The 13559-nt window shown below is 60.0% G+C and carries 11 protein-coding genes and 1 pseudogene; 8 read left to right on the top strand and 4 right to left on the bottom strand.

Going from position 1 to position 13559, the window contains the following annotated elements:
* Positions 1 to 283: 283 nt before the first annotated feature.
* Positions 284 to 1081: a hypothetical protein gene (locus AVMA1855_RS23135; protein ID WP_284427481.1), complete on the bottom strand. Its 798-nt coding sequence runs from the start codon at positions 1079 to 1081 to the stop codon at positions 284 to 286.
* A gap of 1661 nt (positions 1082 to 2742) precedes the next feature.
* A complete protein-coding gene (locus AVMA1855_RS23130; RefSeq protein WP_284427480.1) occupies positions 2743 to 3063 on the bottom strand; it encodes a helix-turn-helix domain-containing protein in 321 nt (106 codons plus the stop codon).
* 76 nt (positions 3064 to 3139) lie between these two features.
* On the opposite strand from AVMA1855_RS23130, the gene AVMA1855_RS23125 reads away from it, so the two are divergent.
* Positions 3140 to 3691, top strand: coding sequence for a hypothetical protein (locus AVMA1855_RS23125; protein ID WP_284427479.1), 552 nt, complete (start codon positions 3140 to 3142; stop codon positions 3689 to 3691).
* Positions 3692 to 3850: 159 nt separating this feature from the next.
* Positions 3851 to 3991 (top strand): hypothetical protein, encoded by a 141-nt coding sequence (locus AVMA1855_RS23120; protein ID WP_284427478.1) that lies wholly within the window; start codon positions 3851 to 3853, stop codon positions 3989 to 3991.
* A 129-nt stretch (positions 3992 to 4120) separates the two neighbouring features.
* Here AVMA1855_RS23120 and AVMA1855_RS23115 read toward each other — a convergent pair whose 3' ends face one another.
* Positions 4121 to 5326: a hypothetical protein gene (locus tag AVMA1855_RS23115; RefSeq protein WP_284427477.1), complete on the bottom strand. Its 1206-nt coding sequence runs from the start codon at positions 5324 to 5326 to the stop codon at positions 4121 to 4123.
* A 104-nt stretch (positions 5327 to 5430) separates the two neighbouring features.
* Between AVMA1855_RS23115 and AVMA1855_RS23110 the strand changes: the two genes are divergently transcribed.
* Complete coding sequence (locus AVMA1855_RS23110) at positions 5431 to 6102, top strand: hypothetical protein (protein ID WP_284427476.1); 672 nt, start codon at positions 5431 to 5433, stop codon at positions 6100 to 6102.
* A gap of 739 nt (positions 6103 to 6841) precedes the next feature.
* Here the strand turns inward: AVMA1855_RS23110 and AVMA1855_RS23105 are convergent.
* Entirely contained in the window at positions 6842 to 8317 is a 1476-nt protein-coding gene (locus tag AVMA1855_RS23105) for a beta-helix domain-containing protein (protein WP_284427475.1), read from the bottom strand.
* 188 nt (positions 8318 to 8505) lie between these two features.
* On the opposite strand from AVMA1855_RS23105, the pseudogene AVMA1855_RS23100 reads away from it, so the two are divergent.
* The 5 genes and pseudogenes from AVMA1855_RS23100 to AVMA1855_RS23080 all read left to right on the top strand — a co-directional run.
* Positions 8506 to 8844 (top strand): annotated as a pseudogene (locus AVMA1855_RS23100) (acetyl-CoA C-acyltransferase); the annotation flags it as partial.
* 78 nt (positions 8845 to 8922) lie between these two features.
* Entirely contained in the window at positions 8923 to 10119 is a 1197-nt protein-coding gene (locus AVMA1855_RS23095) for an acyl-CoA dehydrogenase family protein (protein WP_284427474.1), read from the top strand.
* A gap of 100 nt (positions 10120 to 10219) precedes the next feature.
* Positions 10220 to 11380, top strand: a complete 1161-nt coding sequence (locus AVMA1855_RS23090) for an acyl-CoA dehydrogenase family protein (RefSeq protein ID WP_284427473.1) — start codon at positions 10220 to 10222, stop codon at positions 11378 to 11380.
* Positions 11377 to 12183, top strand: coding sequence for an oxepin-CoA hydrolase, alternative type (locus tag AVMA1855_RS23085; protein WP_284427472.1), 807 nt, complete (start codon positions 11377 to 11379; stop codon positions 12181 to 12183). The genes AVMA1855_RS23090 and AVMA1855_RS23085 overlap by 4 nt, the downstream gene beginning before the upstream one ends.
* Before the next feature lie 40 nt (positions 12184 to 12223).
* Positions 12224 to 13471 (top strand): CaiB/BaiF CoA transferase family protein, encoded by a 1248-nt coding sequence (locus tag AVMA1855_RS23080; RefSeq protein WP_284427471.1) that lies wholly within the window; start codon positions 12224 to 12226, stop codon positions 13469 to 13471.
* The last annotated feature ends 88 nt before the right edge of the window (positions 13472 to 13559 follow it).

Raw genomic sequence — 13559 nt, 5'->3', positions numbered from 1 at the left:
GAGCAGCGGCCCCACCTGTCCCTAGAATACAAAACGCCCGATGCGGTGCACCGGGCGTCTCTTGCAAGCCAATTACGGCTAGGGTTCAGTCCCGCATAGGTGTCAACCTATTCCAGGACGGGTCACTTTTCTAGAAGTTCTTGTGGTCCGAGCAGCCCCTAACGCTCCGATGACTGCAAGAGGCTGGACAGAGTCATTCGCGGCAGAAGCTCCGAGCGACCGCTGCATCCGTTACCGGACTGTAGTGCACTTGTTAAGTGCTGCCTTCGAACAACAGTTGAAGTCACGATGCCCCACTACATGCTGCCGCCTTTAGCTGCGACTGCGCAAGAATTGCCTCACACTCAGTGACCAGTGTTTTAAGCGCTGCTTGCCGCCAAGGTTTTTGACCACTCTTGCCATCGCCCTCTTCGAGGATTGCAAGCGTGGCGTGGCAGACAAGCGGGCCTGTCGAAATGCCGACTTCACGAGCGATGCAAGACTGCAATCGCGCGAGACCCTTGAAGTTTCCAAGCGCCTTCTGTACGAAGTACTGGTAACGATAAATCGCCGTGAGGTAAAGCTCTTTGTTCGGACCTAGCTTCAGGCTGACATGGCTAAGACATTGCCCACCACGCCCGTTGTCGTAGTCGTTCTCTGCGTCGTAGAGCTTCAACTCCAACGGAGAAAGCGTAAGGTCGAGTTCGTACGTCGCCCGCGGAGGCCCACCTTTTTTGACTCGCTCCGACGTCTCGATCGCCGTCTTCATCTTATCGATAACCAGCTTCAGCGGGTTGAGCGTTGTGCCATCAGCGCATTTGCGTTCGGTAAGCCGAAGTGCGTAGGTTCCCCATTGGTTCGCACGAACTGCCTTGATATGCGGATACACAGCGGTCGGATAATCATAAACCCTCTCCAACCCACCTGATTTGTACTCTGCCGCCGGGAAAATGGTGTCAGAGACCGTCTGGATCGGAAGGCAGTTGTGCTCGGCAAGGAATGCATTCAACCTCTGCTCAATGGCTTTGGTCGCCTCATTCTCAATGCCAGGTTGTTCCACTTCAACGATGAGGTTGTAGATGCGCTCATGCTCCGGAACCATCCTCTCGATTATTTATTACTAATTGTTTTTCGTTCTGTACAGCGACGCTGCATATATCCGGCTTCGTCAAGGCATGTCGTGTGGACATAGACATAATTATTTAGCCTTGTAAGGCATCACCCAAAATTCAAAGGTATGCCGTCTGGACTTCGCAATCGGTCACTACATTTGCCGGAAGAGTACAGACCGCTCACGAAGTGCGCCTGTCCGTTCTTCAGGTGACCAAGCTGTTAGAGATGGAGAAGCCCAGGCATCGGGAACGCCTTGAGCAAATGCGTTGCATCTGCCCCTAGAAAGCCATTTTTGGGCATTGCCGTTGCAACCACAAATACGTTTCCCCCGAGACCATTAATGGGCTTTAATTGGATGGTGTCAGTCCGTTGCCGGGCGCCCTGGACTCCGTGGAGTTCGGAATGCACGAATGGGCGGTACTGGTTCATCCAATATCAAACATTCGGATCCTCGGACATATCCCGCCTGCAGAGACAACCGAGCTCGTTGCAGAGGTGGCGCGATGGAACACACTCGCAGTCGCGTGAGCTAGGTCCATCAAGTTGAGCGAGCGGCCTCCCCTTGCCGCGAGGTCAGGAAAGCGGTTACTTCGGGCTTGCCGTGCAGGTTGGCTTGCCTCGCGGGTGGGGCAGACAACGAAATGCGCCTTGACGCGCACTGCCTTGCCATGACTTAACTGCACGGCGGGCACCGGCACCCGGCAGACACGGGGTTGCTCCAGCACAGCTCTTTACCCTGCACGCTGTACTCGTGTCGGCGTGGACACTCGTCTGTCCACACTCGATCTATTGAGTCCAAAGTTCCTTCATCATTGGGACGATTCACGAGCCCAACGATGTTTGCAAGATGGGATGGCCAGACGGATGAAACACAAGCATCACGGGCCTTGCTTCACAGGCGTTCCGCAGCCTTGTCTCGCGTCGTCTATTCAGGAGTTAGGAAGATACTCCCTCTTGCTGGGTACCGGATTGCATCGATTACCTGTAGGGCGGGGTAGGACTGCAAAGCTCGAAAGTGCCCACGGTGGTAGCAGTTCCAGTAGCTAACAGCCCGCCTTTCGGTCGTGGCCATGAACTGCGGATTTTCCAGAGCGAACGCAAACAGCAGTTCAGGTGCTGCAAGGGAGAGGGTCGCTGTAGCCACTTCAACGATCTCGATCACATAGTCGCCCAAAAGCTGAACTACGAACGGTACAGCCCATGGTCGATCAATGCTGACAATCTGTCTCAGGCAGTGCTCACGCACGTAACCATTCCAGTGCCTGGTTCCCAGGCAGAGCGCTAGCAATCGAACGTCGCTTCCCGAGCAAGAGATGACGGATTGGAGGTTTGTCGGTTCGTAGTAGACGCGATATGGAACAGACAATTGTTCACCCTGCACCAAGACAGTAAACCCCTCCGTCGCTGACAAGCGCTCGTCTTTTGAAAGCTCACCCAGAAGCCCGGATGCGATAAAACGCAACGCAGATGGGACCATAGGGCGGTATGTCATGACCACTGATTCAACGTGGATACCCGAGGACGCAAGCGGGGCAAGCTTTCAAGCCGACGAAAGCACCTCAAGGTCGACCGCCAACGGTCGGTTCTAACCATACAGCTGCTCCATCTCAGATAACAGTACTGTCAAGCTTTTCGGCCAGCACACGAGAGCTACTTGTTCACACGGCCACGCGAGACAGTCGCAGTCGCCCGAACACGTGTAGGCCTTTGGTTTTGGGGAAGGGTCAGCAGATCCCTGACGTCAATCGCAAACGCTCCAGCGATCTGATAAAGCATGGTGAGCGTTGGATTCGCCTGACCCGACTCAATGCGACTCATGTAGGTGCGGAAAAGTCCACTGCGATCTGACAGTTCTTCTTGCGTGAGGCCGTGCTCCACACGCAGTTCCTTGATACGCAGGCCCAGGCTTTTGCGCGGATCGAATTCAACGCGACTCTTCTTAGCTGGGGTGGACGGGCTCTGCGTTGGCACGTCCGGAACTCTCTGCTATGTATACTCATTGATACACACACTGATTCGTACATTTGAGATCTGAACGGGAGTAAGAATGAGCCTCAAGCCTTGGCAACCACAGGTGGTACACGACCAGCTCTTGGAAGTTGGCACATCCAAAAGCGATGTGGATGCAACCAAGTTCAATTACCTTGAATTCCGCGATGCTGGGCGTGTTCGCAACGTCACGGTGTTTGCGGATTTACTGACCAAGCTGCGGGCAGCCCAGGGTGTGGAATGCTGCTCCTTCCATCTGGTATCCGGTCAGCATGTTCAGCGCGGTGATGTGGCGACCGTGCTGGTCGCGGTCGGCAGACCGAATGAGCCGACGTTTGGAATTGATATGAAGGCGCGCGGGTCGCAGGACACCGTCGCTCACATCGAGAAGGCCCGCAAGATGGGCAAGCTGATGCATTGGGGCGGCATCGCCATGATCATCATCGGGATTCCGCTCATCCCTGTTTTTGTGGGCATCCTCATCATCGGCGGTGGCGTCATATTGCGACGCACTGGCAAGAACATGGTCAGAGGCATGCAGTACCAACTGGACATGTTGGAGCAATGCTCCGCCACGCTGAAGCGCATTCCCGGAGTTCGGTTAGTTTGAGACGTACGTTGTCGGTTGACCCCCCTCTGGACACTGCCGGGTCTGCTCGCTACGCTTTCATCAATGAACGAGCTGGACGGTGCAAGCTCAGCAAACGCGGCTTTTCACTCAGGCGTTTTGTGTTGATGGGTCAATGGCTCTCGACTGGAGGAAAGCGTGATGAACAGCAAGGCGCAAGAGAAACCGAAGGATTTGATCGAAGCCCTGATCTGGCTGGTGGGCCCAGAAAGTAAGGAGATCCGGAAGAAACACCATCAGGGGCAGCATCTCGTCAACTTTGATGGCGATCACCCGGACTGAGCGTGGACGACGTCTCCCGATGGTTCAGTGGTCCACGGACGGTTGCTCGAAGACGGAACGTTCATTCCCGATGAAACGGGTGTCGTTGCACATCAACGGGCCAACAACGCTCAGTGAGAGCGCCGCAGTTCAGGGTGATCGCTTGTACGGCGCTCCTGGCGACGAATCTCTTCGATCATCGGCCAGCTCGAACAGGCACTGCATGTAGGGCTGGACATCGGTCCAACCCGCGCGCTCTTCATAGAACTGCACCAAATTGCGCGTTGCCTCGATGGCATCCGGCCAGCGATCGGCCGCGCTGACTTTGGTCATCGCCTCGCGACTGTCTTGCTCGTCATGCAGTCCACCATCTTGCGCTCCGTAGGTGTGAAACTCCACGATCCGGCGCGGGGCCTCATAGGCCGTATCTGCGCACATGCCACCAGGCAGTAGCGCTTCACGAGAGACATGGGCTCTAGCAAACGAATCCTGCACGGTGTGGAGCACCGAACCAAAAGCCACTTGGTGCAAATACCGCCCCAGCTTGTCTTGTTGACCCAGGATGTAGAGGTCGACAACGCGCCATTCTGTGCATCCAAAGTGTTCTTGTACGGTCGGGATCTGAACGTCTCGCAGGAAGGTGTCGGACTTAATCTCTCGCGACGAAACCTTCCAGGCGAATTCCAGCCAATCGAGTACCTTGGCGCGGGTCGCTCCAGGGTGCACGCCTTCCTGGCTTGCCATCGCATGCAGAAATTGCAGATCCCCAAAATGCGAACGCGTCATCACATTGCCCTGAAGCGCGCCTTTCTCTTTGCTGCATCCCACAATGGCGCGGCTTTGCGCCTTCTTCTCCGCATCCTTGAAAAGGCAGTACCAGCACAATGGCTGTGTAGAGAATCGGATGGTCTGCGCCACATTGCACGACTTCCCAAGGTAAGTGCAATTCCCTTCATCCGGCGACAGCCGAAAGGGCGGCAGGTCGTTCCATCGAACGCCGTAGATGACATACGCAGAGGCAAAGGGGCGATCTCGCAAACCACAGGTCTTATCGGAAGCCAAGCTGGATGGATCGACTGGACAGCCCATCCCAATCTGAGTGATCTCTTCGTGAACCCGGCCTTTGATCATGATGCCCAGGCTGTCCGCGGTTCGCGCCAGCGATGCTTCGGATTCGTTGGTCAACCGCGCCTCGAACTCGGAGCCCATCGGGGCGATCTGGAATGCAAGCGCCGCACTGGAAAGAAGGCACGCTGACAGCACTGCCAGCATCTGTCTTAAGACCTGCCCCGAAGTGCTTTTCTCCGAGCAAAGTCTGAACAGACTGGTTGCGCGCTGGCGACGTGATGTGATCATTTCCCCCTCCCTGCCTCTGTGTGCTTAGGAAGAACATTCTGCAACATATCGCTTGGACGTGGTCGCAGAAGTCGACGCGCGGGCGTCAGTGCTCCGTAAGCCCTATGGCACCATCCAAGGGTGTGCTCCTGGTGAGTGCTTTGCTTTTTGAGAGGCCCTTCATGCTTAGCCGTTCCACGCTTTCACTTTTGCAACAGGCCGGTGAATTACTCTACGCAGCCCAGCAAGCCATGGCTCAGGAGGTTCAGTCCGGTGCCCAGAGCGTGGTAGATACCGTAGCAAGCCTGCCATTCAGTGCTGAGGCTGACCGCGCCTATGCCCAACTTCGAACCGTGGCCCGCCTGTCCCACGAACTCCAAGCCATCGAAGAACAACTTCGCACGGCTTATCAAACTGCCGCCTCTTTGGCTCAGAATGACTTGCAATTGCTGCAGGCTTTGCCGCTGCGGAGATCACCTCAGATTTCGCCTGCTCAGCAGGCCCAGGCAGAGGATGCAGTCGTCAAGCCAACTCCAGTCAAAGGCGTCCGGGCCAGTTCCAAAACCAAGACCCAATCATCTGGAGTGCCCAAGGCCCAATCGCTCAGTTCCAACGACGAGAAGGTCTTAACGTACCTCGAGCGGGAACTGACTCGCAGCGCCTGGTCGCAGATGACGCAAGCCTCGATCGCAGAAGGGGCGGGCATTCCGAAAGGCTCAATCGCTGTCGCGATCAGTCGGCTGAAGCAAACAGGCCGTTTGAAGGAAGGCACGCGTGGGCACTACCGTTTGAAGTGACTGGGCTTGCAACCCGACCAGCCTTGCAAGCATCGTGAAGATCTTCTGCACAATGGCCGGGGGAGGGAACAAAAGTGCAAAGACTTCTATGGCTCGCCCTGTTGCCCCTGGCCGCACAGGGGCAGCAGGCGGTTTATCGCTGTGAGCAAAACGGGAAGGTGGGGTACTCGCATGAGCCTTGCGTGGGAGCAAGAGTGATCGATGCCACCCCAAACCCAAGGTGTGAACAAAATGACTGGCGTCACTCGAAAAGGCGCCGAGGTTCAGCGTGAGGAGCACAGCAAGCTGCTCGACGATGGCTTCCGCCCTCTGACTGGCATGTCGCACGAACAAATGGATGTGGAACGCCGAAGGTCCAGGCTTTCATCCGGAGATAAGTTACGGTGCAGGTCTTTAGATCTCCAACTGCCTGAGTTAGAAAGTCGCGTTGCTGCGGCCAATCGAGAGACAAGATCCCGCGCTGAGGCAGAGCTATATAAGGCCCGGCAAGAGTTTTATTGGCTCAAGTGCTGACCATGAATGCCGATCGTGCATTCGTTTCGAGTTTGGTAGGCGTCGTTTGGCTCTGTCTAAACTGAACCAGTAGCCGCCTTCCGTCTATCAGATGCATCACACTGCCGAATGCAATCGTTGAAAAGTCAGCTTTAGGCTGGTTGCAGTCATTCGAGCACGAACTGCTGACCGACTGCTCTCGTGATGCAGACAAACAAGCGTGGCCCGCGAAGCGCGAACTTTTTGGTCAATGAGGTTCGCGAGAGACTGGAAGGCTGATGGCATCGACGCGCAACACCGTTGCGGCAGGTTGGTAACCCGCTGCCGTCGCCGTGAGATTTGTGGTCCCCAGGCTCTGGCCTTGGATAACGAAGGTTGCCTTGCTTTGCCCTGCAGGTATCTGCACGGAAGCCGGGATCTGGGCTAAACCGGCCTGTTCCAGCGCCAGGGCCACCGCAAGTCCTGATGCCGGTGCGGGCTCTGTAGCTTCAAGGGTGACGGTGGTCTGCCCATTGGGTGCAACAATCACGCTGTAAGGAAGAACGAGTGCCTTGCTCCGCACGACCACTGTGGCCAGCGCACTCGCATAGCCCTCGGCCTGGGCGGTGATACGGGCCGTTCCGTCCATCAAACCCGTCACCTCGAAGCTGATACCTTGCTGCCCAGCAGGCACAAGAAGAGACGTTGGCGTAGACAGAACACTGGGGTTTGAGTTGCCCAGTTGAATCGCCACACCCGCAGCCCCAGCAGCGCTAGGCAAAGACACCGTCATGGGATAAGCCCTGTTGAGCCCCACCGTCGGACTGCTCGGCGACAGGCCCAGGGACGGCAAGTTCACGACTTCCACCTGCGTCTCCGCAAAGCCCAAGGCGCCATTGCTGGCAGTAACGCGTGTTGAGCCGATGGTGCTGGCCTGGATCTCCAGATCGGCACCGACCTCCCCCGCTGCGATGGTGACGCGCGACACCGCCGATGCGACGGAAGGCACACTGCTTGTCACGTCGATCACGACTCCTCCAGAGGGTGCGGGCGTATTAAGCGACACGCGCAACATCGCCACAACCCCAGGGCTCAGCTTGAGCATCCCGGGCTCTAACGACAAAGGCGCTTGCCCCACTTGCACCAGTCCCTGTCGAACAAGGTAAGGGATGCCTACGACACCCCACACCACTTGGGATCGGATGGTGCCTGCGGGAACGGCAATGGCATTTACCGAATTGCCACTGGCGGTGTTTCCCGTACCTACTGGCGAGGAGGCCAGATCCATAGTCACAGCCGGGCCACTGTGGTGGTTGATGGCGGTGTTGTTGATGACCGGAGAGGCGCCTTCGATGGCAACGCCACTGCCGTACTCGATGGATAGGTAGCCAAGTTGGGTCAAGGCATTGTTGGTGCCCGGCGTGAAACGCCATTGGCGCCAGTCACCCGCAGCGGGTGTTGAAACTGCAGACGTGATTCTGATGGGACTGCCGGGAGTGCCTACTGCTTGCAGCGCACCCTTTTTTAGGGTGAAACTGGCCGCAGGCGCCATTTGTACCGTCACGCCTGGCTCGATGCTCAAGGTGGCGTTGTTGTCCAGAACCACATCGCCCTGGAAGGTATAAGGCGACTGGGCTGCGCGCAACGTGGTGTTGCCAGTGATAGTGCCGGTGACCGTACTTTGCGCCACCGCATGCCCCGTGCCCATCACCCAAAGGCAGGCCACAACAAGCCACAGTTGCATCAGGGCTCGGCCAAATTGTTGTCGGAGCAACATACATCCCTCTGTCGTCTTTGTCATTTTTAGATTCGTCCGCAAGGCGCTTGCAGCTTGTGGCTGGCGGTCTGTTGAACTGCGGCAGTCTGTGCGACCTGCTGCTCGTAGGCCTGCCAACCACCCTGTAGCCAATAGATGGCCGGGCCGGTGCCAGAGAGTCCTGCGAACCGGACGAGATGGGCATCGGCCCGGTGTTCGCAGTGCCGAAGCTCCTGAAGCGCCATGGGCTCACGGTGGATGACATCGGGCTGTGGGAGCTGAACGAAGCCTTCGCCTCGCAGGCCCTGTACTGCCAGCGGCAACTGGGCATTCCCATGGAACGCCTGAACGTCAACGGGGGAGCCATCTCCATCGGCCATCCTTTCGGCATGACGGGCGCGCGCTTGGCTGGCCACATCCTGCTCGAAGGCCGGCGCCGCAAGGCGAAGTACGGCGTGGTGACCATGTGCATCGCTGGCGGCATGGGAGCGGCTGGCCTGTTCGAGATGTATTGATGCCCTGAATCGCTGTGCGCCGTCTCCCCGGCAGGGGCGAAAGGCGCTTGGTTCCAGGGACGACTGAGGAAATAGCAAATGGATCTCCAATTCACACCGCAGGAAGAAGCCTTCCGCACCGAAGTGCAGGCCTTCCTGAAGGCTGAACTGCCCGTGCGCATCGCTGGCAAGGTCAAGGCCGGCCAACGACTGACCAAGGCCGATCAAGAGGAGTGGCACGCCATCCTGAACGCGCGCGGCTGGCTGGCCAACCACTGGCCCCAGGAGCACGGCGGCCCGGGCTGGAGCGCGGTCGAGAAGTTCATTTTCGATACCGAATGCGCGCTGGCTGGCGGCCCGCGCATCGTGCCGTTCGGCGTGAGCATGCTGGGCCCGGTGCTCATCAAGTACGGCAACGAAGCGCAGAAGCGTTACTGGCTGCCGCGCATCCTGAGCGGCGCCGACTGGTGGTGCCAGGGCTATTCCGAGCCCGGCGCGGGCTCGGACCTGGCCTCGGTCAAGACCACGGCGGTGCGGCAGGGCGACCATTACGTCGTCAACGGCCAGAAGACATGGACCACCCAGGGCCAGCACGCCAACATGATCTTCTGCCTGGTGCGCACCCAACGCGAAGCCAAGGCCCAAGCCGGCATCAGTTTCCTGCTGGTGGACATGAACAGTCCCGGCGTGGAGTTGCGCCCCATCCGCACGCTGGACGGCGATCACGAGGTCAACGAAGTCTTCTTCACCGACGTGAAAGTGCCCGTGGACAACTTGGTGGGCGAGGAGAACAAGGGCTGGACCTATGCCAAGTACTTGTTGACCTATGAGCGCACAGGCATCGCGGGCGTGGGCTTTTGCATCTCGGCCCTGGCCAAGCTCAAGACCATCGCTGCCAAGGTGCAAAAGAACGGCAGGCCCATCGACCAGGACCCGCTGTTCGCCGCGCGCATGGCCCGCGTCGAGATCGACCTGGAGAACATGAAGACCACCAACCTGCGTGTGATTGCCGCCGTGGCCGGCGGCGGGGTGCCGGGCGCGGAAAGCTCCATGCTCAAGATTCGCGGCACCGAGATCCGCCAGGAGATCCTCTCGCTGATCCGCCGCGCCATGGGCCCTTATGCTGCCCCTTTCATCGAGGAAGCGCAGTACGAGGGCTACACGCAAGCGCCGGTGGGCCCGCAGGAGGCTGCAACGGCCGCCGCCAACTACTTCAACTACCGCAAGCTGTCGATCTTCGGCGGCTCCAATGAAATCCAGAAGAACATCATCTCCAAGATGATTCTCGGCCTGTAGCCATGCAAGACCCCTTGAGTCGTTTGGCGCCTGCCCCTTGCGAGGAGATGGCCTGCGCGGTGGCCGCTTTCTGGCCCCATGGATTGAGAAAGAGTTTCCTATGAACTTCGTACACACCGAAGACCGCCGCATGCTGGCGGACAGCCTGAACCGCTTCATCGCCGAGCAGTACGGCATGGAGCGCCGCAACCAGTTCGCCTATGGCGACGAGGGCCACAGCCCCGCCCTGTATGCCCAGTTCGCAGAGCTGGGCGCCATCGGCGCTTTGTTCCCCGAAGCCGCAGGAGGCTTTGGCGGCGGAGGTTTCGACATCAGCGTGGTGTTCGAAGCCCTGGGCAGAGGCTTGGTGGCTGAGCCGCTGCTGGGGGCCCTGGTCGTGGGCCAGGCGCTGATCGCAGCGGGCACCGAGGCGCAGAAAGCCAGGGTGCAAGACATTGCCGCCGGTGGTGTGGTCGCTGCCTTGGCCCACGACGAACCCGGCAGCCACTACGAGCTTTCCAATGTCTCGGCGACAGCTACCAAGACCGCCCAGGGCTGGGTGCTGAACGGTGCCAAGTCGGTGGTGGCATTTGGTGGAAAGGCCGATCTGCTGCTGGTTTCCACGCGCACGGCGGGCCGCCCGTTCGACACCGCCGGCATCAGCCTGTTCCTGGTGGACGGCAGCGCGGTCGGCATTGCCAAGCGCAGCTACAGCCGTATCGACGGCGGCCGTGCAGCTGAACTGACGTTCACCGATGTGCAGCTTGGCTCCGAAGCGCTAGTGGGCCAGGAAGGGGAGGGCTACGCGCTGCTAGAGCTCGTGCAGGGCTATGCGCTGCTGGCACTGGCGGCCGAAGCCCTGGGTGTCATGGATGTGGCCAAGCAGAGCACTCTGGAGTACCTGCAGACGCGCAAGCAGTTCGGCGTGGCCATCGGCGCCTTCCAGGCCCTGCAGCACCGCATGGCCGACCTGTTGCTGGAGGTGGAACAGATGCGTTCGGCTGTCATCAACGCGGCCGACGCCATCGACAATGCGCGGGGCGGGGCACGCGAACGCACTTTGTCGGCTGCCAAGTACACCGCAGGCTATGTGGGCGCGCTGGTCGCGGAGGAAAGCATCCAGCTGCACGGCGGTATCGGCATGACCTGGGAGTTGCCCCTGTCGCACTACGCCAAGCGCCTGGTGCTGATCGACCATCAGTTCGGCGACGAAGACCACCACCTTGCCCGGTTCATCGCTCTGGGCGCGGCATCCGCTGATTCCCCGAAAGGACGGCCATGACAGAGACCACCCCGCCTTTGCTGCAGCGGCGCGATGGCGCCGTGCTGGTGCTGAGCAACAACAACACGGCTGCGCGCAATGCGCTGTCCCCCGCGTTCTACGCCGCACTGACGCAGGCCTTGGTCGAGGCGCAGGCCGATCCTTCGGTGGGCGCTGTCGTGCTGACCGGAGAGGGCGGCCATTTCTGCGCGGGTGGCGACCTGAGGCAGTTGGCCAAACGGCGTGAGTTGAGCGTCGAACAGCGACGCGAGAAGCTCGAAGGCCTGCACGACCTCATCCGCGCCGTGCGCGACTGCGAGAAGCCCGTGATCGCTGCAGTGGAGGGCGCCGCCGCGGGTGCTGGCCTGTCCCTGGCCCTGGCGTGCGACATACTGGTGGCGGCGCGCGATGCCGTGTTCTCCGTGGCCTATGTGAAGGTCGGCCTCACTCCCGACTGCGGTGCGACGGCGTTCCTGGCCGAGTTCGTTTCACGCCAGGTGCTGACCGAGTTGTGCCTGACGGGTGAGCGCCTGTCGGGCGAACGCCTGCATGCCCTGGGTGCCGTCAACCGCCTGGCCGAACCGGGCAAGGCTCTGGCGGGTGCTGTGGCAATGGCCGCTAGCGTGGCGGACGGTCCGCACCGGGCGATGGCACGCATCAAGGCCTTGTGCCGTACTGCGCCCCATGCGTCGCTGGAGGAGCAACTGGAAAGTGAAGCCCGCTTCATGGTGATGTCGCAAGCGACCGAAGAGTCGCGCGAAGGCATCGGCGCTTTCCTGGAAAAGCGCACGCCGGACTTCGCACCGCTGCGCGGTGCGGACTGACGCACGCATGCCCACTACGACCAACACAGGAGACAACACCATGACCGCCCCAGAACCTTCGCAGGACATCGATTTTCCGCTGGAAGGCGTGCGCGTGCTCGATCTGTCGCGCGTGTTCGCCGGGCCGCTGTGCGGCCAGGTGCTGGCCGATTTCGGCGCCGAGGTCATTAAGGTCGAGCACCCGGGCCGCGGCGATGACACACGCGACTGGGGCTTGCGCATCGGCAAGACCGAGACCACTTACTACAACAGCATGAACCGCAACAAGCGGTCCATTACGCTGGATCTGCAAAGCCCCGAGGGCCTGCAGATCATCCATGACCTGCTGCCGCAGTTCGACGTCGTCATCCACAATTTCAAAACCGGTGGGGCCGAGAAGCTGGGCCTGGGCTACGAGCAGTTGAAGGCGCTGCGGCCCGGCCTGATCTATTGCGCGGTGGCTGGCTACGACAGCAGCGGCCCGGAGGCCAAACGCCCTGGCTACGACTTGGTGATCCAGGGCGAGGCGGGCCTGATGGCGCTCAACGGCGAGGCCACGCAGCCACCGCTGAAATTCGGCGTGGCTGTGGTGGACCTGATGACCGGCATGTACGCCGCGCAGGCCGTGCTGGCGGCGCTGTTTCGCCGGGAGCGCACTGGGCACGGCCGGCTCATCGAAATGGCTTTGTACGACTGCGGGATCATGGTCACAGGCTACTACGGCCTCGACGCCATGCAGCTGGGCCGCGATCCGGAGCGCTACGGCAATGCGCACCCGTCCATCGTTCCCTACGGCATGTACGACGCGGCCGATGGTCCGTTGATCATCGCCGTAGGCAACAACGCGCAGTTCGACAAGTTCTGCCGCCAGGTCATCGAGCGGCCCGACATCGTGGAAGACCCGCGCTTTTCCACCAACGTGAACCGGGCCAGGAACCGCGTGGAACTGGGCCCCTTGCTGAAGGCGCTGATCCATGCCTTCCCGCGCGATCTGCTGCTGGAGCGCCTCACGGCCGCCGGTATTCCCTGCGGCCGTGTGGCGGGGCTGCATGAGGCGCTGACCAGCGAGAGAACGCGCCGCAGCGGCCTGCTGCGCGACATGCCGCACCCCGTGGTCGGAACCACGCCCGTCTTTGCACCTCCTTACCGCATGGACGGCCAGCGCCTGCCCATTCGCAGCGCGCCGCCAACGCTGGGCGAGGGCACACGCGAGGTGCTGCACCGCCTGCTGTCGATGAGCGACGCCGAACTGCAGCAACTGCAGCAGCGCGGCGTGCTGACCCTGCCGGACGATTCGCCACCGGCCTGAAGGCCGTCCATTTCACCGCCCGGTCCCTTGCGAAAACACCGCATCATACGGTGCATGGGGCCGTTTTCATCCCTTGACGACGATCGCA

Origin of the sequence: Acidovorax sp. SUPP1855 (assembly GCF_030158955.1) — a bacterium.
GTDB lineage: Bacteria > Pseudomonadota > Gammaproteobacteria > Burkholderiales > Burkholderiaceae_C > Paracidovorax.
The sequence above is the reverse complement of the archived record's forward strand: the minus strand, read 5'-3'. Positions and strand labels throughout refer to the sequence as shown.

Bases quoted from the DNA above. Each gene is read 5' to 3' on its own strand.
- AVMA1855_RS23135 (WP_284427481.1), bottom strand. From the start codon at position 1,081: ATGGTTCCGGAGCATGAGCGCATCTACAACCTCATCGTTGAAGTGGAA.
- AVMA1855_RS23125 (WP_284427479.1), top strand. From the start codon at position 3,140: ATGAGCCTCAAGCCTTGGCAACCACAGGTGGTACACGACCAGCTCTTG.
- AVMA1855_RS23120 (WP_284427478.1), top strand. From the start codon at position 3,851: ATGAACAGCAAGGCGCAAGAGAAACCGAAGGATTTGATCGAAGCCCTG.
- AVMA1855_RS23115 (WP_284427477.1), bottom strand. From the start codon at position 5,326: ATGATCACATCACGTCGCCAGCGCGCAACCAGTCTGTTCAGACTTTGC.
- AVMA1855_RS23110 (WP_284427476.1), top strand. From the start codon at position 5,431: ATGGCACCATCCAAGGGTGTGCTCCTGGTGAGTGCTTTGCTTTTTGAG.
- AVMA1855_RS23105 (WP_284427475.1), bottom strand. From the start codon at position 8,317: ATGCAACTGTGGCTTGTTGTGGCCTGCCTTTGGGTGATGGGCACGGGG.
- AVMA1855_RS23095 (WP_284427474.1), top strand. From the start codon at position 8,923: ATGGATCTCCAATTCACACCGCAGGAAGAAGCCTTCCGCACCGAAGTG.
- AVMA1855_RS23090 (WP_284427473.1), top strand. From the start codon at position 10,220: ATGAACTTCGTACACACCGAAGACCGCCGCATGCTGGCGGACAGCCTG.
- AVMA1855_RS23085 (WP_284427472.1), top strand. From the start codon at position 11,377: ATGACAGAGACCACCCCGCCTTTGCTGCAGCGGCGCGATGGCGCCGTG.
- AVMA1855_RS23080 (WP_284427471.1), top strand. From the start codon at position 12,224: ATGACCGCCCCAGAACCTTCGCAGGACATCGATTTTCCGCTGGAAGGC.